General features: G+C 73.3%; 20 protein-coding genes and 1 pseudogene. 13 read left to right on the top strand and 8 right to left on the bottom strand.

The features are described from left to right. Positions 1-161: 161 nt before the first annotated feature. Positions 162-362 carry a hypothetical protein gene (locus NYF13_RS21365; RefSeq protein ID WP_315659113.1) on the top strand — a complete coding sequence of 67 codons (201 nt, stop codon included), beginning with the start codon at positions 162-164 and terminating at the stop codon, positions 360-362. 65 nt (positions 363-427) lie between these two features. Next, positions 428-1,018, top strand: a complete 591-nt coding sequence (locus tag NYF13_RS21360; RefSeq protein WP_315659112.1) for a TetR/AcrR family transcriptional regulator — start codon at positions 428-430, stop codon at positions 1,016-1,018. A gap of 94 nt (positions 1,019-1,112) precedes the next feature. Here NYF13_RS21360 and NYF13_RS21355 read toward each other — a convergent pair whose 3' ends face one another. The 3 genes from NYF13_RS21355 to NYF13_RS21345 are packed head-to-tail and all read right to left on the bottom strand — an operon-like array spanning position 1,113 to position 2,441. Next, a complete protein-coding gene (locus tag NYF13_RS21355; RefSeq protein WP_315659111.1) occupies positions 1,113-1,574 on the bottom strand; it encodes a VOC family protein in 462 nt (153 codons plus the stop codon). 42 nt (positions 1,575-1,616) lie between these two features. Continuing rightward, a complete protein-coding gene (locus NYF13_RS21350; protein ID WP_315659110.1) occupies positions 1,617-2,087 on the bottom strand; it encodes a DinB family protein in 471 nt (156 codons plus the stop codon). Positions 2,088-2,132: 45 nt separating this feature from the next. Further along, complete coding sequence (locus NYF13_RS21345; protein ID WP_315659109.1) at positions 2,133-2,441, bottom strand: hypothetical protein; 309 nt, start codon at positions 2,439-2,441, stop codon at positions 2,133-2,135. Between the two features lie 261 nt (positions 2,442-2,702). Between NYF13_RS21345 and NYF13_RS21340 the strand changes: the two genes are divergently transcribed. The 5 genes and pseudogenes from NYF13_RS21340 to NYF13_RS21320 all read left to right on the top strand — a co-directional run bounded on the left by NYF13_RS21340 (position 2,703) and on the right by NYF13_RS21320 (position 5,910). Then, complete coding sequence (locus NYF13_RS21340; protein WP_315659108.1) at positions 2,703-3,203, top strand: methylated-DNA--[protein]-cysteine S-methyltransferase; 501 nt, start codon at positions 2,703-2,705, stop codon at positions 3,201-3,203. Between the two features lie 25 nt (positions 3,204-3,228). Next, positions 3,229-3,843 carry a hypothetical protein gene (locus NYF13_RS21335; RefSeq protein ID WP_315659106.1) on the top strand — a complete coding sequence of 205 codons (615 nt, stop codon included), beginning with the start codon at positions 3,229-3,231 and terminating at the stop codon, positions 3,841-3,843. Next, positions 3,840-4,292 (top strand): annotated as a pseudogene (locus tag NYF13_RS21330) (RNA polymerase sigma factor); the annotation flags it as partial. The gene NYF13_RS21335 and the pseudogene NYF13_RS21330, both read left to right, overlap by 4 nt. 218 nt (positions 4,293-4,510) lie before the next feature. Then, complete coding sequence (locus NYF13_RS21325; protein ID WP_315660383.1) at positions 4,511-5,092, top strand: methylated-DNA--[protein]-cysteine S-methyltransferase; 582 nt, start codon at positions 4,511-4,513, stop codon at positions 5,090-5,092. A gap of 239 nt (positions 5,093-5,331) precedes the next feature. After that, a complete protein-coding gene (locus NYF13_RS21320; RefSeq protein WP_315659105.1) occupies positions 5,332-5,910 on the top strand; it encodes a uracil-DNA glycosylase family protein in 579 nt (192 codons plus the stop codon). 39 nt (positions 5,911-5,949) lie between these two features. Here the strand turns inward: NYF13_RS21320 and NYF13_RS21315 are convergent, their stop codons facing one another. Then, complete coding sequence (locus NYF13_RS21315) at positions 5,950-6,801, bottom strand: LysR family transcriptional regulator (RefSeq protein ID WP_315659103.1); 852 nt, start codon at positions 6,799-6,801, stop codon at positions 5,950-5,952. A gap of 68 nt (positions 6,802-6,869) precedes the next feature. On the opposite strand from NYF13_RS21315, the gene NYF13_RS21310 reads away from it, so the two are divergent. The 4 genes from NYF13_RS21310 (at position 6,870) to NYF13_RS21295 (ending at position 11,429) form a co-directional block, all read left to right on the top strand. Continuing rightward, entirely contained in the window at positions 6,870-7,799 is a 930-nt protein-coding gene (locus tag NYF13_RS21310; protein WP_315659102.1) for an EamA family transporter, read from the top strand. Then, positions 7,796-8,659, top strand: a complete 864-nt coding sequence (locus NYF13_RS21305; RefSeq protein WP_315659101.1) for an oxidoreductase — start codon at positions 7,796-7,798, stop codon at positions 8,657-8,659. The genes NYF13_RS21310 and NYF13_RS21305 overlap by 4 nt, the downstream gene beginning before the upstream one ends. A 34-nt stretch (positions 8,660-8,693) precedes the next feature. Then, entirely contained in the window at positions 8,694-9,314 is a 621-nt protein-coding gene (locus tag NYF13_RS21300; protein WP_315659099.1) for a TetR/AcrR family transcriptional regulator, read from the top strand. 189 nt (positions 9,315-9,503) lie between these two features. Then, complete coding sequence (locus NYF13_RS21295) at positions 9,504-11,429, top strand: hypothetical protein (RefSeq protein ID WP_315659097.1); 1,926 nt, start codon at positions 9,504-9,506, stop codon at positions 11,427-11,429. Positions 11,430-11,553: 124 nt separating this feature from the next. Here the strand turns inward: NYF13_RS21295 and NYF13_RS21290 are convergent, their stop codons facing one another. Beyond that, on the bottom strand, positions 11,554-12,693 hold the full coding sequence (locus tag NYF13_RS21290; protein ID WP_315659096.1) for a glycoside hydrolase family 88 protein: 1,140 nt from the start codon (positions 12,691-12,693) through the stop codon (positions 11,554-11,556). Positions 12,694-12,916: 223 nt separating this feature from the next. Here NYF13_RS21290 and NYF13_RS21285 point away from each other — a divergent pair, with 223 nt between their 5' ends. Next, entirely contained in the window at positions 12,917-15,661 is a 2,745-nt protein-coding gene (locus NYF13_RS21285) for a ricin-type beta-trefoil lectin domain protein (RefSeq protein ID WP_315659094.1), read from the top strand. A 116-nt stretch (positions 15,662-15,777) separates the two neighbouring features. Here the strand turns inward: NYF13_RS21285 and NYF13_RS21280 are convergent, their stop codons facing one another. Continuing rightward, positions 15,778-16,926: a glycoside hydrolase family 64 protein gene (locus NYF13_RS21280; RefSeq protein ID WP_315660382.1), complete on the bottom strand. Its 1,149-nt coding sequence runs from the start codon at positions 16,924-16,926 to the stop codon at positions 15,778-15,780. Between the two features lie 592 nt (positions 16,927-17,518). On the opposite strand from NYF13_RS21280, the gene NYF13_RS21275 reads away from it, so the two are divergent. Beyond that, positions 17,519-18,715, top strand: coding sequence for an IniB N-terminal domain-containing protein (locus NYF13_RS21275; RefSeq protein ID WP_315659092.1), 1,197 nt, complete (start codon positions 17,519-17,521; stop codon positions 18,713-18,715). A 669-nt stretch (positions 18,716-19,384) separates the two neighbouring features. Here the strand turns inward: NYF13_RS21275 and NYF13_RS21270 are convergent. Beyond that, positions 19,385-19,759 (bottom strand): RNA-binding S4 domain-containing protein, encoded by a 375-nt coding sequence (locus tag NYF13_RS21270; RefSeq protein WP_315659090.1) that lies wholly within the window; start codon positions 19,757-19,759, stop codon positions 19,385-19,387. A 118-nt stretch (positions 19,760-19,877) separates the two neighbouring features. Beyond that, positions 19,878-21,662: a murein biosynthesis integral membrane protein MurJ gene (gene murJ, locus NYF13_RS21265; RefSeq protein ID WP_315659088.1), complete on the bottom strand. Its 1,785-nt coding sequence runs from the start codon at positions 21,660-21,662 to the stop codon at positions 19,878-19,880. Positions 21,663-21,844: the final 182 nt, after the last annotated feature.

The following is a 21,844-nucleotide window of genomic DNA, read 5'->3' as shown; positions in this document are numbered from 1 at the left end:
CCCTTCCGGAGGCCGGCTCCGCGCTCGGCTCCATTGGACACCGTGTGTGGCGGTGGTCGGCAGGGATCACGAAGGGTCACACTCGAACGGATGAGCAGCGGCCTCGCTTGTCCTTCGTTCGGCGGCGCCGCTCTACTGCGGGTCGCAGTAGCCTTCGCGCCATGAACGACCGTAGGACTGCTTCCCGCACCGCCCAGATGGCCGGGCTCGGCCTGGTGGCCGGGCTGGGCTTCCTGGTTTCCAGCCTGTGGTGGTCGTCCGCGGCGTGGTGGACCTGGCTGGGCGGCAGCCTGCTGGTGGGCCTGCTGACCTGGATCTTCGTCTTCGAGCTGCTGCGCCTGCACCGGGGCCGCGGCGACTGAGGCTCGGCGTCCACTGTGGACTTCACGGCGCGCGTGGCCCGGGTGGGCGCGGGTACCCTGGGGCCATGCCGAAGATCAGCGAGCAGCACCGCGAGGAGCGCCGGCGGCACGTGCTGGTCTGCGCCTGGCGGTGCTTCGCGCGCGACGGCTTCCACGTGACGTCCATGGACGACGTGATCGCCGAGACCGGCATGTCGGCCAGCGGGGTCTACCGTTACATCAGCGGGAAGGACGAGCTGATCGAGGCCGCCGGAGTGGAGTCGGCCGCGATGTTCCGGTCCGTGTTCGACCGCCTGCTGGCCGCCCCGGAGCCCCCGCGCCCGGCCGAGCTGCTCCGGGCGCTGACCGCGGAGCTGGGCCGCCGGCCGAATTCCGACCTGTCCCGGATCGCCGTGCAGGCCTGGGCCGAAGCCCTGCGCAACCCCGCGGTGGCCGCGAACGCGCGGGCGTTCCACGCCGAGCTGCGCGGCCGCCTGGGCGGGCTGGCCCGCCGCTGGCAGGCGCTCGGGCAGCTCCCACCCGCCGCCGACCCGGACGTGGTCGGCCTGGCCCTGGCCACCCTGCTGCCCGGACTGCTGGTCGCCCAGCACGTGCTGGGCGGGATCGCGGTGGACAGCCTGGTCGCCGGGCTGCGGGGCTGGGCCGGCCCGGGCTGAGCCACGCCGGTGGGCCCGGGGCGGGTCCGCGCCCGCTGCACCGGGCCGCGTCTGTCCACATCGGACCGTACGGCGAGGGCCACCCCGCGGGGCCTCACCGCGGCGCCATCAGCTCCGTCGACACCCAGGGCGAGCCCAGGTCCGCCTCCGCCGGGTCGATCAGCGGGCCGGGAACGGTGTGGATGCGGATCATCAGCCCGTCCGGGTCGCGCAGCACCACCAGGTGCCCGGCGAGGCTGCGCAGCACGGGGGAGCGTTCGATCCCGGCGGCGTCGAGGTGGTCGGTCCACTCGCGCAGCCGGGCCTGGTCCTCGACGGCGAGGGTGAGCGGGTCGTACCCGGCCACGGCCGCGGCGGCCCGCGGGGCCAGCCGCAGCTCGATCGGCACCGGCACGCCCGGCAGGCGCAGGATCCGCGCGAACAAGAGCCCGTCCGGGGTGCGGTGGTCGAGCGCGGGGTCGACCTCGGCGCCGAGCGCGCGTTCGTACCAGGGCACGGCGACGGCGAGGTCGCGGACCGGCAGCTTCACGTGGTGCAGCCCGGAAAAGCCCGGCACGGCCAGCCCCCTTCAAAAGGAAACGTTCGTTCCTGTTCGAGGCTACACCCGGTCTTCGCCGGCTGTCAGGAGATCGCGGGTCGCCTCCAGGTGACCGCGGTGCTGCGCCAGCTCCTCGTAGACGTGCTGAAGCGCCATGCCCTGGCTGCGGCCGATGGGGGTGTCGCGGTACTTCGGCGGGACCACGCCGCGGCAGGGGTCGGCCGGGACCGCCGCGGCGACGTCGGCGGCGAACTGCTCGCGAACGGCGTGCAGCCGGGCCACCAGCTCGTCGACGGACCCGGTGGCGGTGAACTCCGCCTCACGGTCGCGCGCAACATCGCGGCCCGAGACGACCTGCCCGCCCCAGAAGGACACGACGCCCAGGCAGTGCGTGACCAGCGCGTACGGCGAGTTCCCGCCCGGTGGCCCCGGCCGCCGGTTCGCCCGGTCGTCGCCGAGCCCGGTGAGGACCTCGGCCATCCCGTCCAGCGCGCGGTCGATGAAGTACAGGTAGCCGTCCGTGGTGATCACGCGGGCGAGCGTAGCCGGGCCGGGCGCAGGGGATCCACGCCGAGCTCAGGGCAGCGGGAACAGGGTGGTCTGGGCCGGATCGTCCGGCTCGCCGAGGAACCGCGAGCACTTGCGGCAGGTGACCGCCCGCCGGGCCGGGGTGATCTCGCCGCCGGAGCCGAGACCCGACCAGCCCTGGTGGCAGGCCGGGGCGGGCAGGGTGAGGGAGTTGATCCACTCGACCCAGACCACGGCGTGGACCACGTCGGAGCGGCCGATGTGCAACCGCCGGTCCGCGAACAACCGGTGCTGCTCCTCGGCGAAGACCTCCGGGTCGATCCGGTGGACCGGGAAGAGGGGAATCGGCTCGCTCACCCGGCCATTATCGCCGCGCCGGGCCCCGGCGGCGGGCTCCCCGCGGTACCCGGCGTGGCGGCGGCGAGGCTGCTGCGGGTGGTGGACCGGCCCCGGGACCCCCGCGTGCTCCTGGCCGGAAACCGAACCACGGCTCGCGCACCAGCCGCTCGGGGGACAATGCGGTCCGGTGCCCGGTGGGCCGGACCTCACGTTCCCGGCCGGCGGGCCGTCTTCGTGGTGGGGGAGCATGGAGCTCCCGGCAGGGAAGGGATGAACGGCATGGGTGTCCGGCACACGGTCATGGACTCGCCGGTGGGTGAGCTGACGCTGGTCGGGGACGGGGACGCGCTGATCGGCGTCTACTTCGACGGGCACCGGCGCAAACCGCGGCTCGACGGGCTCGGCCCGCGCGACGACGGCGGGTTCGGCGAGGCGGTCCGGCAGTTGCGCGAGTACTTCGCCGGCGAACGGACCGGGTTCGACCTGCCGCTCGCGCCGCGCGGGTCGGGGTTCGAGCGGAAGGTCTGGGCCCTGCTGACGAAGATCCCGCACGGCCAGACGCGCACGTACGGGCAGCTCGCCGCCGAGCTGGGGGACCCCGGGGCCGCCCAGGCGGTCGGGAACGCCAACGGCTGGAACCCGATCAGCATCGTCGTGCCGTGCCACCGGGTGGTCGGCGCGAGCGGCGGGCTCACCGGCTACGCGGGCGGCGTCGAGCGCAAGCGCTTCCTCCTGAGCCTGGAGGAGCGACCGGCCGACGAGGACGGCCGGCTGTTCTGAGCACGATCGGCGAGGAGGGACCGGCATGACGGGCCGCAACCGGGTCACGCCCACCGGGGCGATCGAGGAGTTCGCGCTGCGCGGGGCGTGGACGGGCAACCGCGGCATCCTCCACCGCGGCCGGGAGATCGTCCGGTTCCACGCGGGTGAGCGGTGGATCACCTGCGCGCTGGAGTTCCGCGGGCGGTGGCGCGAGCAGTGGGGGCCGAACCGCTGGACCCCCCTGTACTTCCACGACGAGGCGGTGGCGTTCGCCGCCGGTCACCGGCCGTGCGGCGAGTGCCGGCACGGGCAGTACACGGCTTATCGCGAAGCCTGGTCCGAAAGGCTGCGGGTGCCGCCGCCGGCGGCGAAGGAGCTGGACCGGCGGCTGCACGGCGAGCGCCTCGTCCCCGGCACCCACCGGCGGCGTTTCCACGACCTGCCGTGGGCCGGCCTGCCCGACGGCACCTTCGTGCTCCGCGAAGGCCGTCCCGCGCTGGTGCTCGACGGCCACCTGATCGAGTGGACCCGTCAGGGTTACGGCCCCCGCTTCTCCCGGCCCCGGACGGGCCCGGCGACGGTGCTCACGCCACCGTCCACAGTGGCCGCTCTGCGGGCGGGTTGCCCGGTGCAGATCGACGAAGGGGCGCGCCGGTGAGCCGGCGGCCGTTCGAACGGCTGGTGGACGAGCACGGGCCGATGGTGCTGCGGGTCTGCCGTGCGGTGGTCGGCCCGGCCGACGCCGAGGACGCGTGGTCGGAGACCTTCCTGTCCGCGCTGAAGGCGTACCCGCAGCTGCCCGGGGACGCGAACGTCGAAGCCTGGCTGGTCACCATCGCGCACCGCAAGGCCATCGACCTGCACCGCGCGCGGGGGCGCCGCCCCGTGCCGGTGGACGCGCTCCCGGAGGAGCCGAGCCGCACCGGCCGCCCCGAGGACTGGGACGGCGACCTGTGGCACGCGCTGGGGGAGCTGCCGGACCGGCAACGGCGGGCGGTGGCCTACCACTACCTGGCCGGCTTCCCGTACCGCGACGTCGCCGCGATCACCGGCGGCACCGCCGACGCCGCCCGGCGCGCGGCCGCGGACGGGATCAAGGCGTTGCGGCTGAAGGGTCTGGGCGTGACGGGCCCGGACCGTGCGGGATCGGACGGCGCGGGATCGGGCAGTGCGGGATCGTGCAGTGCGGGATCGGACGGCACAGGTTCGGGCAGCACCGGTTCGGGCGGTGGCCGCCGGGCCGCGAACGAAGGAGCACGCGCATGACCGAACCGGTTGAGAGCGCACCACCCGGGGTCGAACCGGAGGGGTTCGCGGCTGAGCTGATGCAGGCCGTGCCCGGCCCGGACGAGGACACCGAGGCCAGGCTGCGCGCGCGGCTGGCGGCGCTGGCGCAGCGTGACGGCCTGCTGGACGTCGCCTACCGGACGCTCGATTCGCCGGTCGGGCCGTTGCTGCTCGCCGCGACGGAGCAGGGTCTGGTGCGGGTGGCGTTCGGCATCGAGGGCCACGAAGCGGTGCTGGAGGAGCTGGCGGGCGCGCTCAGCCCGCGGATCCTGGCCGCACCCGCCCGGCTCGACCCCGCCGCCCGCGAGCTGGACGAGTACTTCACCGGCCGGCGGCGCGCCTTCGACCTGCCGCTGGACTTCCGGCTGTCCAAGGGCTTCCGGCGCGAGGTGCTCACCCATCTGGCCGAAATCCCTTACGGGCGAACGGAAAGCTACGCCCAGGTCGCCACGGCGTCGGGCCGCCCCCGGGCCGTGCGCGCGGCCGGCACGGCGTGCGCGACGAACCCGCTGCCGCTGGTCGTCCCGTGCCACCGGGTGGTCCGCTCGGACGGCACCTCCGGCCGCTACCGCGGCGGCGAAGCGGCGAAGCTGACGCTGCTCGCCCTGGAGAGCTCGTGAGGGTGGATCGCCGCCGTACGGCACCGCACCTCGGCTTGGCGATCCCGTTTCACCAGGCGAGGTCCGGCGTGGGGTGAATCCAGATGGTGCACTGTGGACGGTCTATCGCAGGAGCTGATCTGCGAAGGGGGACCAGGCAGCCGCTGAAGCTCGGGTGGGCCCGCTTGGGCTGGTGGAAGCCTTGACGGCGCTTGCGCAGTAGCATCCACGGCGAACCGAGCCGGGGTGGAAGGGGAGCGATGCCTGCCGAGCTGGAGGTGGTCCGGGCCGAGCTGGTGGCCGATCCGGCCAATGCCTGGGCGCGGGAGCGGGGGTACGAACCCGTGTACGCCGCGGCGGCGGGTTCGCGGATCTTGCTGATCGGGCAGGCTCCGGGGCGCAAGGCGCAGGACAGCGGTGTGCCGTTCGACGACGCCAGCGGGGTCAGGCTGCGCGAGTGGCTCGGCGTGACCGACGAGCAGTTCTACGACCCCATGCGGTTCGCCATCCTGCCGATGGACTTCTACTTCCCCGGCCAGGGCTCGTCCGGGGATCTGCCGCCGCGCAAGGACTTCGCGCCGCGCTGGCACCCCCGGCTGCTCGCCGCGATGCCGGACGTCGCGTTGACGCTGCTGGTCGGCGGGTACGCGCAGAAGCACTACCTGGAGACCCATCGGAATCTCACCGAGACCGTGCGCGCCTATCGGGAGTACCTGCCCTCGAAGCTCCCGCTGGTGCACCCCTCGCCGCTGAACTTCCGCTGGCACAAGAAGAACCCCTGGTTCGAGACCGAGGTCGTACCCGTGCTGCGCGCGCGGGTGCGCGAGGTGCTGGGCTGATCCACGTCCACAGTGGACGTCAATCGGCCCGGACCGGGTTCAGCGACCGTACAGCTCGGTCAGCAGCGAGACCGCGTCCGGGGTGGCCGGGTGCGGGTCGGCCCGGCGCCAGGTCAGGTGCACCGGCACGGGCGCGGCGTCGCGGACGCGGCGGTAGACGATGCCGTCGCGGCGGTACTGCGTGACGGTGGAGTGCGGGGTGATCCCGACGCACCGGCCGGTGGCGATGGCGGCGAGCCAGTCGTCGACGTCGTGGGTGGGCTCGGCGCGCGGGCGGGCGCTCTCGGGCCACAGCTCGACCGTGGTGGTGCCGGTGCGGTGGTCGACCACCAGCTCGCGCCCGGCGATCTCGGCCAGGGTGACGGTGCGGCGGCGGGCCCACGGGTCGTCGGCCGCCATGGCGCAGTAGCGGGCCTCGTAGCCGACCACGCGGTGGGCGTAGTGGCGCGGGTCGGCCGCGGTGCGCAGCACGGCGAGGTCGCACAGGCCCTCGGCCAGCCCGCCGGTCGGGCTGTTGGTGCGGACCACCAGCAGCTCGACCTCCGGGTGCCGCGCCGCCCAGGCCCGCTGGAACCCGGCGGTGTGCCGCCCGAGCGCGGACCAGGCGTGCCCGACCCGCAGCCGGGTGTGGCCGGTGGCCGCCTCGCGGACCAGGTCCCCGGCCTCGGCCAGCAGGTGCCGGGCGCGGGCCAGCACCTGCCCGCCCGCGGTGGTCGGGGCGAGGCTGCGGCTGGTGCGGTGCAGCACCCGCACGCCCAGCACCCGCTCCAGCGCGAGCAGCGTGCGTGAGACGGCGGCCTGCGAGACGCCCAGCTCGATCGCCGCGTCGGTGAACGTGCCGGTGTCGACGATGGCGACCAGGCACCGCAGGTGGCGCAGCTCCAGATCCATGCGCTCAGCGTATCGTCGCGCGCATCCATGCATTTTGCGCATGCGAGTCCGGGGCGCAGGCTCGGGTCATGACCACGACCGAAAGCGCGCCGCTGTCCGCGCCGGAAGAGGGCCGCGCCGCCGGGATGGCGCTGATGCTGGGCAGCGCGCTGGCCAACCAGGCCGGGGCGGCGACCGGGGCGCTGGCCTTCCCGGTGGTCGGCCCGGCCGGGGTGGTGGCGGTGCGGCAGTGGGTGGCGGGCGCGCTGCTGCTGGCCGTCGGACGGCCGCGCCCGCGTTCGTTCAGCGCGCGGCAGTGGCGTCCGGTCCTGGCGCTCGCGGTGGTCTCCGGCACGATGAACCTCGCCCTGTACACCGCGATCGGCCGGATCGGGCTGGGGCTGGCCGTGACGCTGGAGTTCCTGGGCCCGCTCGCGGTGGCGCTGGCCGGCTCCCGCCGCCGGCCGGACCTGGTGTGCGCGCTGGCCGCCGCGGGGGCGGTGGCGGTGCTGGCCCGCCCCCGGCCCACCACGGACTACCGCGGCATCGGGCTGGCGCTGCTGGCCGCGGCCTGCTGGGCCGGCTACATCCGGCTGAACCGGACCGTCGGCCGCCGCCTGCCCGGCGTGCAGGGCAGCGCGACCGCCGCGTGCGCGTCCGCGCTGGCCTACGTCCCGATCGGCGCGATCGCCTTCGCGCACCACCCGCCGACGGCCGCCGCGCTCGGGCAGGCGCTCGCCGCCGGGGTGCTGTCCTCGGCCCTGCCGATGCTGGCCGACCTGCTGGCCCTGCGGCGGGTGCCGGCCGCGCTCTTCGGGGTGTTCATGAGCGTCAACCCGGTGCTGGCCGCGCTGGCCGGTCTGGCCGGGCTGCACCAGCACCTCGATCCGGCCGCCTGGCCGGCGATCGCGGTCATCGTGGCGGCCAACGCGGTCGTGGCCGGGCGGCGGCGGGTCCGGCCCCGACATAATCGACAGAGTGTTGATTTAACCCGACGTGATGTAGAGTCGATGCCATGACCACCAGAACCTTCTTGATCACCGGAGTCAGCAGCGGTCTCGGCCGCGCCTTCGCCCAAGGGGCGCTCGACGCCGGGCACACCGTGGTCGGCACCGTCCGCCGGGAAGCCGACCTCGCGGCCTTCGAGGCGCTGGCCCCGGGCCGGGCCCACGCGCGCCGGCTCGACGTCACCGACGATGAGGCCGTGCCGGTCGTGGTGCAGGAGGTCGAACGGGCCGTCGGGCCGATCGACGTGCTGATCGCGAACGCCGGCTACGGCCACGAGGGGGTGTTCGAGGAGTCGCCCATCGCCGAACTGCGCGCGCAGTTCGACGCCAACGTGTTCGGCGTCGCTTCGACCGTGCAGGCCGTGCTGCCGTCCATGCGTGAACGGCGCCGCGGGCACATCTTCGCGGTCAGCTCCATGGGCGGGCTGATGACCGTGCCGGGGCTGGCCTACTACTGCAGCAGCAAGTACGCGGTGGTCGGGCTGCTGGAAACCGTGGCCAAGGAGGTGGCCGGGTTCGGCGTCCACGTGACGATCCTCGAGCCCGGTTCCTTCCGCACCGACTGGGCCGGGCGCTCCATGGTCCGCACCGAGCGGTCCGTAAAGGACTACGACGCGCTGTTCGAGCCCATCCGCGCGGCTCGCCAGGCAGCGAGCGGCCACCAGCTGGGTGATCCGGCCCAGGCGGCCCAGGCCGTGCTCGCGGTGATCGAGGCGGAGCAGCCCCCGGTGCACCTCGTGCTGGGCTCCGACGCCCTGCGCCTGGTCGAAGCGGGCCGGGCGGCGGTGGAAGCCGATCTGCGCGAGTGGGAGCCGCTCTCCCGGTCCACGGACTTCCCCGACGGTCACCAGCTCGGGCCGAACCGGTCGTGACCGGCGTCGGCCGGCCGGGCGGTACGGTCGGCCCATGGTGACGGCGAAGCCCGGCGGACCGGGGCGGCGGCGTTCGGCGCCGACCAAGGGCGACCGGCGCGAACAGGCGATCCTCGATGCGGCCGAGGCGCTGCTGGAGCACGAGCGCGAAGAGCCGATGACGGTCGAGACCATCGCCAAGGGCGCGGGGATTTCGCGGGCATCGCTGTACTTCTACTTCGGCTCCAAACACGAGGTGCTGGCCGCACTGGTGGCGCGCACGGTCGCGGTGCTGCGCGAAGACGCGCTCGGCGCCGCGGACGACACCGCTTCCAGCCCGGCCGCCACCGTCACCGAAGCCGTGCGGCGCACCGCGAAGCAGTGGAGCGAGCACGGCCCGGTGATGCGCGCGGCGGTGGACTTCTCCGCCACCGTCCCGGAGATCGACGAGCTGTGGCAGGGCACGCTCGCCTCCTACGCCGAGGCCATGACCCGGGTCCTGGTCCGCGGCGGCGTGCCCGGCGACCAGGGTCCGGCGGGCGCCGCCGCGGTCGCGCGCGGCCTCTGCTGGATGACCGAGCGAATGTTCTACTGGGCCTCGGCCCGGCCCATTGAACTCCGCGCGGCGACCGAAACCTGCACGCAGATCTGGCTGCGGGTGCTCGAATCCGCCTGACGCCGGCGGCGAAGGGCGGAGTCCTCGAGCCGGACCGGCCAAACGAGACAATCGCTTGAAGATCCGGGGAAAAAAGGGCTCGATCCGACTTCACTTCCGTTCCGGGAAAAGCTAATACGTATTAGCTTATTGCCTTCTTCTCGGGTGGCTGCCTAACGTCTTGGCCACGCCGGACGAAGGAGTTCACCGATGGTCTTGTCGCGACGCGGAATGCTGCTGGGAACCGTGGGCCTCGGGGCCGCGGCCGGGTTCGGCCTGGCGCTGCCGGCGGGGGCCGCCGCCTCGGTCACCCCGCCGGCCGGACCGTTCCCGCCGCTGCCGCCGCTGCCCGCCGGGGCCCCGGTGCGGAAGCTGTTCACGCCGTCGGAGCAGCGGTTCGGGCCCTACCTGGCGATCCTGCCGGGCATGGTGAACGACGTCGAGGTGGCCGATGCCGCGAAGCTGGGCTACCTGGGCGGGGGCTGGTGGCGCACCCCGAGCGGGCCGACCAACGCGCGGGTGCAGGAGCACGTGTTCACGCTGAGCTGGTTCCACGCGAACGCCCGCTCGTGGAACCCGTACTCCGGCGACGCCGCCCTGCTCCACCGCCTCGAAGCGGCGATCACGCACTACCTGAACCTGCAGCACGCCGACGGTTCCTGGCCCGAGTACAGCGCCACCGAGCAGTCCAAGGCGGCCACCGGGTTCGGTCTCGGCTACCTGGCCAAGACCCTGGCCAACCTGCGCCGGGCCCGCGCGCTGCCCACCCGCCGCGGCCAGATCGGCGCGGCGCTGCACCGGGGCATGACCTGGTTCCTCGACCCGGCCAACCCGATCTGGGCCTCGCCCGTGCACTACGCCAACCAGAACACCGCCGGGCTGGCCGGCTCCACCCTCGCGCTCGAGCTCGACCCGGACGCCGCGATGCAGGCGAAACTGGCCGACCGCATCGCCTACCTGGCGGCGCACGGGCAGAGCCCGGCCGGGTTCTTCTACGAGCCGACCGGCATGGACATCAACTACAACTTCGAGGTGATGCTTTCCGAGCTGGCCGAGATCCACGTGCTCACCGGAGACCGGACCGTGCTGTCGATGGCGGAGAAGTTCGCGAGCTGGTTCGCTCACACCATCGTCCGCGAGCCGGACGGCAGCGGCTCGCTGGCCTACACCGGCATGTCCGCCCGCACCACGGTGACCGGCTACGACGACGTGATCCCGGACCGGGACCGGACCAGCCTGGCCTCGTTCTTCGTCCCGGAGGTCCCGGCCCTGGCCCCGTTCTTCACCTCGGCCGAGGACCGCGCGGCCACCCGGGCGGCGTGGGGCGCGGCGTCCGGCCCGTCGCCCGGTCTGGCCAAACAGGACACTTCCCCGCGCATCATCGCGCACGCGCCGTACGGGGAGTCGTTGCCCTCCAAGGCGGCGAAGCAGGCTGCGATCACCCAGCTGCCGTACCTGGTGAACTCGAACTTCGCCGTGCAGCGCCGCGACAACGGCACGGACCAGGCGTACACCTTCGTCCGGCGTCCGGGCCTGTACCTCGCCGCGTTCTTCGGCACCCGCCCGTCCTCGAAGGTGCGCGGCTCGGCCGGTCTGCTGTGGCACCCGGCCGCGGGCGCGATCGTGCAGAGCCAGCAGGCCGACACCGAGTGCTGGGCCAGCCTGCTGCCCGGCGGGAACCCGGACGCCCGCAGCGACCTGGACGCCACGTACCAGGTGGGCGGCCGGGTCTGGGACGGGCGGCGGATCAGCCCCGGCAGCGCCCCGGTGGTGGTGGACTACGCCCTGCCCGACGGCCGCATCCGCACCACGCTGACCATCACGCCGAACACCGTCACCCGCGCGGTGCGGGGGACCAGCGCCCTGACCGAGCAGGTTCCCCTGGTGCTCAAGCCGACCGATTCGGTGTCCTTCTCCGACGGCACCCCGATCGTCCACGGCCGGAACACCACCGCCACCGCCACCGGCCTGACCATCCGCCGCGGCGGGCGGTCCATCACCTTCCACTGGGGCACCGCGCTGGCCGCCTCGGTCACGGCGACCTCGGTGGCCGTGCTGAGCAGCGGCGGCCGGCGGATCCACGTGCTGCGGGTGCCGCACGGGGGCACGTTGAGCACGGTGATCACCCTGCCGTGAGCGCCGCGCGGTGAACCCCGGGGCCCGGTCCGGTGGGGGCTCCGGGGGACCGGGCGGATCTGCGCAGCGGGCCCGGCGCGGCGTGACCAGCCACAGTGGACAGTCGAATCGGGGAAAGCCGGAATCACCCCACGCTGTCGATCTGCTCGTTCAAGTACAGGAACGCGCCGATCCCGTGGAAGTCGTTGGTGGCGCGGGGCCGGGCGAGGTAGAAGGCCTGGTCGCCCACGTTGGTGCCGACGCCGATCTGGGTGATCTGCGTGGCGCCGCCGTCGGCGACCGAGACGCGGTCGCGCACGCCGTCGTAGCCCGCGTCCACCACCGGCTGGTAGTCCGGGCCGAGGTAGCCGCGCTGGATGCCGCGCGAAAGCGTGTAGGTGAACAAGCTCGAGCACGAGGTTTCGGTCCAGTTGCCGGCCAGCGCGGGCTTCACCGGAAGCTGGAACCAGCGGCCGGTCGCGGGGTCCTGTTCCTGGCGAAAGCCGTCGGCCAGGTAGCGCACGATGTTCGTCAGCGCGCCGCGGTCCGGGGAGGCCGGGGGGAGCGCGTCGAGCACGTCGACGGTGGCCGCGCCGAACCAGCCGACCGCGCGGCACCACACCTCGGGCGAATTGCCGGTGGTGGCATCGGCCCAGCTCGCCTGGTGGGTTTCGTCGTAGGCGTGGTACAGCAGGCCGCCGGGATTGCGCAAGTGGCCGAAGTAGGTGAGCAATTGCTTCGAAGCCTGCTGGGTGGCGAAGGAATCCCCGGTGTCCGCGCCGTAGTGCGCGAGGAACGGGGTGAGCATGAACGCGCCGTCGGCCCACAACTGCCCGGTCAGGCCGGTGTTGTGGAGGAACCCGCCGTCGGTGGTGCGCGGGTAGGTGGCCAGCCGGGTGCGGATGCGTTCCGCGGCGAGCGCGTACCGCTGGTCGCCGGTCTGCCGGGCCAGGATCAGGAAGACGTTGCCCGCGAGCATGCTGTCGAGGTCGTTGTAGGCGTTGCCGGTGCTGCCGTCCGTCTTGACCTTGGCCGCGCCCCAGTCTTCGAGGTAGTCGACGTAGCGTGAATCGTGGGTGCGCTGGTAGACGCGGTACAGGCCGAGCAGGAACAGGGCTTCGGGATAGCCCGTGCCCAGGGTGGCCGCGGGGTGGGCCCGCATCGTCGAATCCGCGACGGCGCGGGAGAGATCGGTGCGCTGCGCGGCCGTCGCCGCCGGGACCGGCACGAGGCCGGCGGCGACGAGAATGGCGCACAGCAATCGGAAAACGGCACGGATCGCCAAGGGAAACCAGCTCCTTCACCGGGCGGGCGGCGGCTTGAAGCGTGATCATCGGCGTGAATCGCCGAAACGGTCAACCGCCCGCCGGGGAAAAGAACCGGACAGAAAACGGGACTGATACATCGGCACGGGGCTTCGCTGCATTGACTCGACCGGCCGGGGGCCGCTTTCCTGGACGGTGGTGCCCTGGTCGCGGGGTGCTTCGCTTCGGCTGGAGGAGCGCACCATGGTCCTGGCCCGGATCGCCCGCCTCAGCGCGGTCCTGCTGCTCGCCCTCACCGCGCCGGCCGTTTCGGCCACGGCGGCCACCGCGGCCATCAGCACCTCGGTCGCGGTGAACGGCGCCGCGACGGGCCGCACCTTCGACGGCGTCGGCGCGATCAGCGGCGGTGGCGGCAACACGCGGCTGCTGCGCGACTATCCGCCGGTCCAGCAGGCGCAGATCCTCGACTACCTGTTCAAGCCCGGGTACGGGGCCGCGGTGCAGCTGCTGAAGCTGGAGATCGGCGGCGACGGGAACTCCACCGACGGGGCCGAGCCCAGCCACGAGCACGTGCGTGGGCAGGTGAACTGCGACGCCGGCTACGAGTTCTGGCTGGGGGAGCAGGCCGTCGCGCGCAACCCGGGGATCAAGCTGGTCGCGCTGCCCTGGGCCGCGCCGGGCTGGATCGGCGGCGGGAACTTCTGGTCGGCCGACATGATCGACTACGACGTCTCCTGGCTCGACTGCGCCAAGCAGCACGGGCTGACCGTCGGCTACCTCGGCGGCTGGAACGAGAAGGGCCACGACACCGGCTGGTACAAGGACCTGCGCGCCGCGCTCGACGCCCGTGGCTACGGCTCGGTGCAGATCGTCGGCGACGACACCGGCTGGGACACGGCCGACGACATGCTTTCCGACCCCGCGTTCGGCCGGGCGGTCGGCGTGGTCGGCTCGCACTACCCGTGCGGTTATCTCTCCGACGCGACCTCGTGCGCCTCCACCGCGAACGCCGTGGCGACCGGGAAACCCCTGTGGGCCAGCGAGTTCGGCTCCCAGGACGACAACACCGGCTCCGGCCCGCTGATCCGCAGCATCACCCGCGGCTACCTCGACGGGCAGATGACCGGGTTCATGAACTGGCCGCTGGTCGCCGCGCTGTACCCGAACCTGCCGTTCGACACGGTCGGGCTGGCCACCGCGAGCTCTCCGTGGTCGGGGGCCTACCAGCTGGGTAAGAGCGTGTGGGCCACCGCGCAGGTCACGCAGTTCACCCAGCCCGGCTGGAAGTTCCTCACCGGCAGCGCGAGCGGCTACCTCGGCGGCGACCGGGCGAACGGCAGTTACATCAGCCTGAAGTCGGTCAACGGCAAGGACTATTCGACCGTCTACGAGACCACCGGGGCCACCGCGGCGCAGACGGTGAACGTCAAGGTCTCCGGCGGACTGGGCACCGGCGCGGTGCACGTGTGGTCGACCGATCTCGGCTCGGGCAACGCTTCGGACTACTTCGTGAAGCAGGCCGACGTGACCCCGCAGGGCGGCGCCTACTCGCTGACCCTGCAGCCCGGCCGCATCTACTCGGTCACCACCACGACCGGCCAGGGCAAGGGCAGCGCGACCTCGCCGTTGCCGCACGGGCTGGCCCTGCCGTATGCCGACGACTTCGACCGCTACCCCAGCGGCACCGAGGCGAAGTACTTCTCCGACATGCAGGGCGCCTACGAGTCCCGCCCGTGCGCCGACGGCCGCGGCGGACAGTGCCTGCAGCAGGTCGCGCCGGTCAAACCGATCGAATGGCAGGGCGACAGCGACGCGTACGGCCTGATCGGCGACCTGGAATGGCGGGACTACGCGGTCGCGGTGGACGTGGACCTGCAGCAGTCCGGCACGGTCACCCTGCTCGGCCGGGCGAACGCGCAGAGCCGGCCGCAGAGCAACCAGGCCGCCTACCAGCTCCGGCTGAACGAGCAGGGCGCGTGGTCGATCGCGAAGAACGACACCGACGGCCGGCTGAGCACCCTGGCCTCCGGCACCACCCGGGCGCCCGGCCTGCGCTCCTGGCACCGCGTCGGCCTCGGCTTCTCCGGCGACGACATCACCGCGACCCTCGACGGCGCCCCGCTCGGCACGGCTTCGGACAATTCGTTCCCCGCGGGCCAGGCCGGTTTCGGCGTGGTGGGCTACCAGACCGACCTGTTCGACAACCTGTCGGTGACCGCGGCCCCGCCGGGCAACCACACCGGTGTCCTCAAAGGACGGGAGTCGGGCCTCTGCGCCGACGTGCCCGAGGTGAGCGATCAGAACGGAACCGCGATCGCGTTGTGGGACTGCAACGGCGGCGGCAACCAGCAGTGGACGGCCACGCCGTCCGGGCAGCTTCAGGTCTACGGCACCAAGTGCCTCGACGGAACGGACCCGGCGGCCGCCCGGATCCAGGACTGCACCGGCGCCGCGGCGCAGAAGTGGGACCTGCGCGCCGACGCCACCGTGGTGAACGGCGGCTCGGGCCGGTGCCTGAACGCCCCCGGCACCGAGCCGGCCGCCGTGCTCGGCACCGCCGCCTGCACCGGCGCGGCGAACCAGAGCTGGGCCCGCGGCCCGGTGACCAGCATGCTCCAGGGCCAGGCCTCGGGCCGCTGCGCGGACGTGCCCGGCGGCAACTCCGATCCCGGCACCCGGCCGACCCTGTGGGAGTGCCACCACGGCAGCAACCAGGAGTGGACCTCGACCGCGCTCAACGAGCTGACCGTGTTCGGCGACCGCTGCCTGGACGTGGTCGGCGGCGGCACCGCCGACGGCACCCCGCTGCAGATCAGCGAGTGCACCGGCCGCCCGGCCCAGCAGTGGCGCGTGCGCTCGGACGGCGCCGTGGTGAACGTCGCCTCCGGCCAGTGCCTGGACGTGCAGGGCGGCGGAACGGCGGACAGCGATCCGCTGGTGGTCTCCGCGTGCACGGGGGCGGGCAGCCAGCGCTGGGGACGGGCCTGAACCTCCGGCGCTCGTTCGTGGCGCCGGTGGCCGGCTTTGCGCCGGGCCGGTGGACCGGTTGGCCCGGTCCACCGGCCCCTCGGTTCTGTCGCGGGTGAGAGCGCGGTGCCGGACGGTCAGTCGAACGGATCGAGGGTGAGGAACCCCTTCTGCGGATGACTGTCGTGGACCAGGGATTCGAAGTTCCCGACGTCGTCGAAGGCGAATCCGTAGGCTTTGCCGTCGGCCATCCGGGCGTGGATCTGGCGGGAGTACTGGTTGGTCACGGCGTCGGTGTAGAAGTCGGCCGCCGAGGTGTCGGGCTGGGTGGTGCTGGTGAGCAGGGTGGAGCGGTTGAACCCGGCGCACAGGGTGCGCGAGATCGGCCCGCGGACCAGGTCGTTCGGCGCGTCGAGCAGCTTGTAGCAGCCGAAGATGCTGTCGGAGTCGGGTTTCTGGAACGAGGTGACCACCGCGCCCGAGCCGTTGGTGAAGTTCATGACGTTGCCCGAGACCCGGCCGAAGTACTTGGTGTTCGGCTGGTCGGCGAACGGGGTCACGGTCAGCGTGGCCGAGCTGTACTTCGCCCAGACGCGGTTGACGTAATCGCTGAGCACCGAAGCGGGCAGCGCGCCGGTTTCCAGGCCGTGACCGGGCGAGAGCGCGCGCAGCACGGTGCCGTCGGAGCGGGTCTTGACCAGGTTCGCCCAGCCGCCGGGCTGCCCGCGCAACGCGGAGTAGACCCCGTTGTACCCGCCCGGCTTCAGGTGCCCGGCGCTCTTGGTGCTGCCGTCCGGGAGCTTGACGCCGACCGCGTAGGGGGCGGAGAACATGTCCACCTGGGTGCTGTTGATGAACAGCCCGGAGTCGTCGAGGGTGTACTCGCTCCAGTTGAACAGGGTGTCGACGTTCGGGTCGCTCGGATTCTGCACCGCGGGCTGGACCAGCCCGCCGGTGGCCAGCTTGAACACCAGCTTCTTGCCGTAGGAGAAGTAGATCCGGCCGGAGAAGCGGGGGATGGCGATGGTGCTCGAGGAGCCGTTCGCCGGTCCGGTGATCGCCGCGTCCGGTGCCGGGACCGGCGGGTTCCCCCCGGCCGGCCACGGGTGGAAGGCGCCCCCGGCGTCGGCCCAGCCCTGCTGCCCGGTCGGCAGGTAGGTGCCCAGGTCGTAGAGGTACACCGGACCGGAGCGGCCGGAGTTGTTGCTGATGGTCAGCGGGAGGGTGGCCGGCACCGCGCTCGCGGCCGGGGCGGCGGCCACGGTGAGCGCGCCGGCGGCCACCACGGCGGTCAAGGCGGCGGTGACCTTCCTGGCGATGGCTTTTCGGCCGGCGGCTCTTCCGGCCGGGATTCTTCCGGCGGTGACTTTTCGAAGGACGGGCATGGAACGGTCTCCTCGTCGCTCGCCCGGTGGGGGACGAGCTTCAGCGTCAGCGGATTTCCCGGTGGTGTCAAAGGAACTGTCCGGACAGAACGCCGGGCGGTCCGCCGCGGTACCCCGAATGGTCTGGACCTCATCGGCCAACCGGGGGAATGCCGGAAAGCGTCGGTTCCGGCTTGCACTATCGGGTGATTCCCGGAGGCACTTTCCGTGAGCAATGGTGAAACCTCGGGATGACCGTGGGTCACGGTCGGTCCATTCGAGCCTGTGACCACCGGGAATGCCCGTGCGTCCGACCGAATCCCCGGTGCCCCTAATCGGGCGCGCATCCCAGCCCCCTAGTGCGGCGCCGCAAGACCCGGGGCGGCCCCCGTTGGCGGTGCGGGGGTGCCGCCTTAAGTTCGTCCCCGAAAGGCACCGGCCCGTTCGGCTCGTCCGGCGGTACCGGTCCCGGAAAATCCCCGATTCACCGTCGTCATTCCAGGAGAACTAAATTATGGGCCCGGTGCAGACGCTGCACGAATTCGCGTTGAACCTTCTCCGCGACCCGCAGGCTCTGGCGGAGTACAACGCCAACCCGCAAGAGGTGCTGAACGGCGCCGGCCTGAGCGACCTCAGCGCGGCCGACGTCCACGACGTCATGCCGCTGGTGATGGACATCGTGCCGGTGCCGGCGGCCGGCTCGCCCGCCGGCTTCGCCACCGGTGACCTCACCGGCACGCTGGACCACCTCACCTCGTCCGCGCCCCGGGCGGACGCGCTGCACGGTGTGCTGCCCCGCGAGTCCGGCGTGCTGACCGGTGTCTTCGGCGAGGCCAGCGACGTGGCCGGCGAGACCGGTCTGAACACCGTCACGCACGGCGTGCTCACGGAGGCCTCCGGCGCCCTGGACAGCGGCGCCGGCGCCACCGGCGGCGTTCCGCTGGTGGGCCCGATGGCCGTCGCGGGCGCCATCGACACCCGGCACACCACCGACGCGGTGGGCGGCCACGTCTTCGACGGCAAGCTGGTCGGCAGCGCGGTCGACGCCACCACCAACCACCTCGGCGACGCCCTGCTGTGGAGGACCGTCGTGGCCGAGACCGCCACGGTGCCCGTGGCCGGTGCCCCGCTCGCCGGTGGGGTCGAAGGCGTCCGCATGACCGGCGCCGGCCTGCTCGGCGAGGCCAACCACGTGGCCGGCTCCACCCCGGTCGGCGTCAACGCGGAGAACCTGCAGCCGCACGGCGACTTCGGCCCGGCCGGTGAGCTGTCCGGCACGCTGGACCCGCTGACCTCGGTGCTGCCGGTCGCGGTGCCCGCCGGCCTCCCGGTGGTTCCCGCCGTGGCGGGCGGCGCGCTCCCGGCCGTGCCGGTCCTGCCCGCGGTTCCGGCCGTCCCCGCTGCCGGGGTCCCGGCGCTGCCGGCCACCTCGGACACGTCGTCCACCGTCGGCTCGGTCACCCACACCCTGACCGGCGCCGCCACCCACCTGCCGGTCGTCGGCGACGCGATGGACCACACGCTGACCGTCACCGGGGACCACGCCGACACGGGCCTGCGCAGCGACGCGGTCGTCACCCACCTCACCGACCCGTCGCACTCGGGCAACCTGGTCAGCGGCCTGGAGAACCAGGCCCACGACCTGACCAGCGGCCTCGACCTGCACCACGGGGCCGAGAGCGCGCTCGACGGGCTGCACTTCGGGCACTGAGCCCGCGGCCTGACCCCGGGGCCCACTGCGCCGGGACCGGGCCGGGTCCGGACGCTCGGCCCACCCGGCACTGGCCCGGGTCTTCCCCTTCGGAAGGCCCGGGCCTGCTGCTGTCCGGCGGCGGCTCGGGCGGTACGGATTTCCCGCCCGAGCGCCGCGAGCACGGTTCGGACCCGACCGCCCGGGTCATCGGCCCCGCTGAACCGGGATGGGCGGCGCCGGGATCGGCGGGGTCCAGCCGTCAGCCGGGCGAGGGATCGGTGGTGCCGGTGGTCGCGGTGCCGGGTCTCGGTGGTGCCGGTGGTTGGCCGAGCCGGGGATTAGCGGTGCTGGTGGTCAGCGGTGCCCGGCATCGGCGGCGCCGGGATCGGCGGGGTCCGGGATCGGCGGGGTCCAGCCGTCAGCCGGGCGAGGGATCAGTGGTGCCGGCGGTCGCGGTGCCGGGACTCGGTGGTGCTGGTGGTCGGCCGAGCCGGGGATTAGCGGTGCTGGTGGTCGGCCGAGCCGGGGATTGGTCGTGCTGGTGGTCAGCGGTGCCCGGGATCGGCGGCGCCGGGATCGGTGGGGTTCAGCCGTCAGCCGGGCGGGGGATTGGTGGTGCGGGGGTCGGCGGTGCCGGGACGCAGTCGTGCGGGGGGCGTTCGGGCCGGGGGCCGGTGGTGCCGGGGATCAGTCGAGCCGGCCCTGGCGGGCGCGGAACTCGTCCAGTTCCCGCCGTTCGCGCTTGGTCGGGCGGCCGGCGCCGCGCTCCCGGCGGGCGACCGGGATCGAGGCCTCGGGCGGGGGCGCCGGGGTGCGGTCGATCAGGCAGGTGGCAGCGTCGGGGGCGCCGACGCGCTTCTCGATCACCCGCGCGACCTCGACGATCCGGGTGACCGGGCCGTGACGCAGCCGCACCTCGTCGCCGGCCACCACGGAGGTGGCGGGCTTGGCCGGACGGTCGTTCACCCGCACGTGCCCGCCCCGGCACGCCGCGGCGGCGTCCGCGCGCGTCTTGGTCAGGCGCACGGCCCACAGCCACCGGTCCACTCGGGTCGACTCCACCCGTCCATGATGGCCCGGTTCCGGCCGTCGCGCGCTGCTGGGTCCGGACGGGTTCGCGGGCGGCCCCAGCGGGCATCCGGGGCGCCCTGTGGGCAGGCGCCGGGTCCGGCCGCGCCGGTCAGGCCCGCGTCCGCCGCAGTCCGGCGAGGCGGCGGGTGATCGGGTCGAACTCGCTGACCTTCAGCGCGGCGAGCAGGCCGAACGAAACCCCGGCGCCGACCAGTCCCTCCAGCGGCAGCCGGACCACCGCCTGCCAGCTCGGGCCGAGGGAGGCGGGCACCGCGAGCCCGGCCAGGTACGCGGTGCCGGCGCCCAGGACGCTGACCGCGGTGGTGACCAGGATGACGCGCAGCGCGCGGCGGCTGCGCAGGTGGCCGAGCCGCACCCAGAGCCAGACCTGGCCGACGACCGCGCCGATCACGTAGGTCGCGCCGTTGACCAGCATCGCGCCGAGCACGAGGTGCTCGCGGTCGAGCAGGCCCTGGCCGAGCAGCAGCATCGGGATCTTGACCGCGGTCATCACCGCCATGATCAGCGTCGGGGTGCGGGCGTCCTTCATCGCGTAGAACACGCGCAGTTGCAGCAGGACCATCGCGTACGGCAGCAGTCCGAGCGCGGAGATCGCCAGGGTCTGGCCGAGGCGGTCGGCGTCGGCCAGCGTGCCCCGGCCCCAGGCGAAGACCGCGATCCCGATCGGCGTGCCGATCACCGCGAGCACGGCGGAGCAGGGCATCAGCAGCACGGTCGAGAGCCGGGCGGCGTAGGACAGGTCGCCGACCAGCCGCGGGGTGTCGCCGTCGGCGGCGGCCCGGCTCATCCGCGGCATGAACGCGGTCAGCAGCGAAACACCGATCACGCCGTAGGGCAGCTGGAACAGCAGCCACGCGTAGGTGTAGGCGGTGACCCCGCCGCCGGTGCCGCTGGTCAGCACGTTGGTGTTGACCACCAGGCCGAGCTGGCTCACCGCGACGTACCCCAGGATCCACGCGGCCAGCCCGCCGAACTCCTTGAGCCGCGGGTCGATGCCCCAGCGCCAGCGGAACCGGAAACCGCTGCGCAGCAACGGCGGCACGAGCACCACGGCCTGGACCACGATGCCGAGCGTCACCCCGAGCCCCAGCACCAGCAGCTTCGGGTCGCCCATCCGGACCGGGTCCAGGGAGATCTGCCCGGGCACCAGGGCGAACACCCCGAGCGTGACCAGCACGACGAGGTTGTTCAGCACCGGCGCCCAGGCCGGCGGGCCGAACACGTTCTTCGCGTTCAGGATCGCGGCGAACAGGGCGAACAGGCCGTAGAACAGGATCTGCGGCAGCACCAGGTAGCCCAGCGCGGTGGTCAGCGCCGGGTTGGCGTCGGGCGAGGACTTGTCCACGTAGAGCGCGGTGAACAGCGGTGCGGCCGCGACGGCGCAGACCGTGCCCAGCGCGAGCAGCACCAGGGCCATGGTGATCAGCCGCTGCGCGTAGGCCTCGCCGCCGTCGGGGTCGTCGTGCGAGCGGACCAGCAGCGGGATCACCACACTGGAGAGCACCCCGCCCAGCAGCAGCTCGAACACCATGTTCGGCAGCGTGTTGGCGATGTTGAACGCGTCGTTGACCACGCCGGTGCCGATGATCAGGGCCAGCGCGATCTTCCAGGCGAACCCGGTGACCCGGCTGATCAGCGCGGCCACGGCCAGCCGGCTGCTGGACTGCGCCACCGAGCCGGTCGCCGGCGCGATCGGCGACGGCGGCACCTGCGGAACCGCGACCTGCACCGCGATCTGCGCGTAGGTGCGGGGCACGTCGAGGTCGCGGGTCGGCCAGTGCGCGCCGCCGGGCAGGCTGAGATCGGACGCGTCGAAGGCGATGAACGCGGTCGCCTCCTCGGGCCGGGGGCGGGTCCGATCGTCTTGCTGCATGAGACGACCCTGCCAGCGGCGGTCGCGGCTGTCGACGCCGCCCGGCCCGAGGTCCCCGGGCGGGTCTCGGGTGGCGGAGCCCGCCCGGGTGCCCGGGATACCATCCGCTCGTGGCTGAGGTGGTTCTGGCGAACGTCCGCCCTGGGGTGGCGAGGCACGCGATCTGGTGGTCCGGGACGGGG

Source organism: Amycolatopsis sp. PS_44_ISF1, from assembly GCF_032335455.1.
In the GTDB taxonomy this organism is placed as follows: domain Bacteria; phylum Actinomycetota; class Actinomycetes; order Mycobacteriales; family Pseudonocardiaceae; genus Amycolatopsis.
Note: the sequence above shows the minus strand (reverse complement) of the source record. Positions and strands in the feature narration are given on the sequence as shown.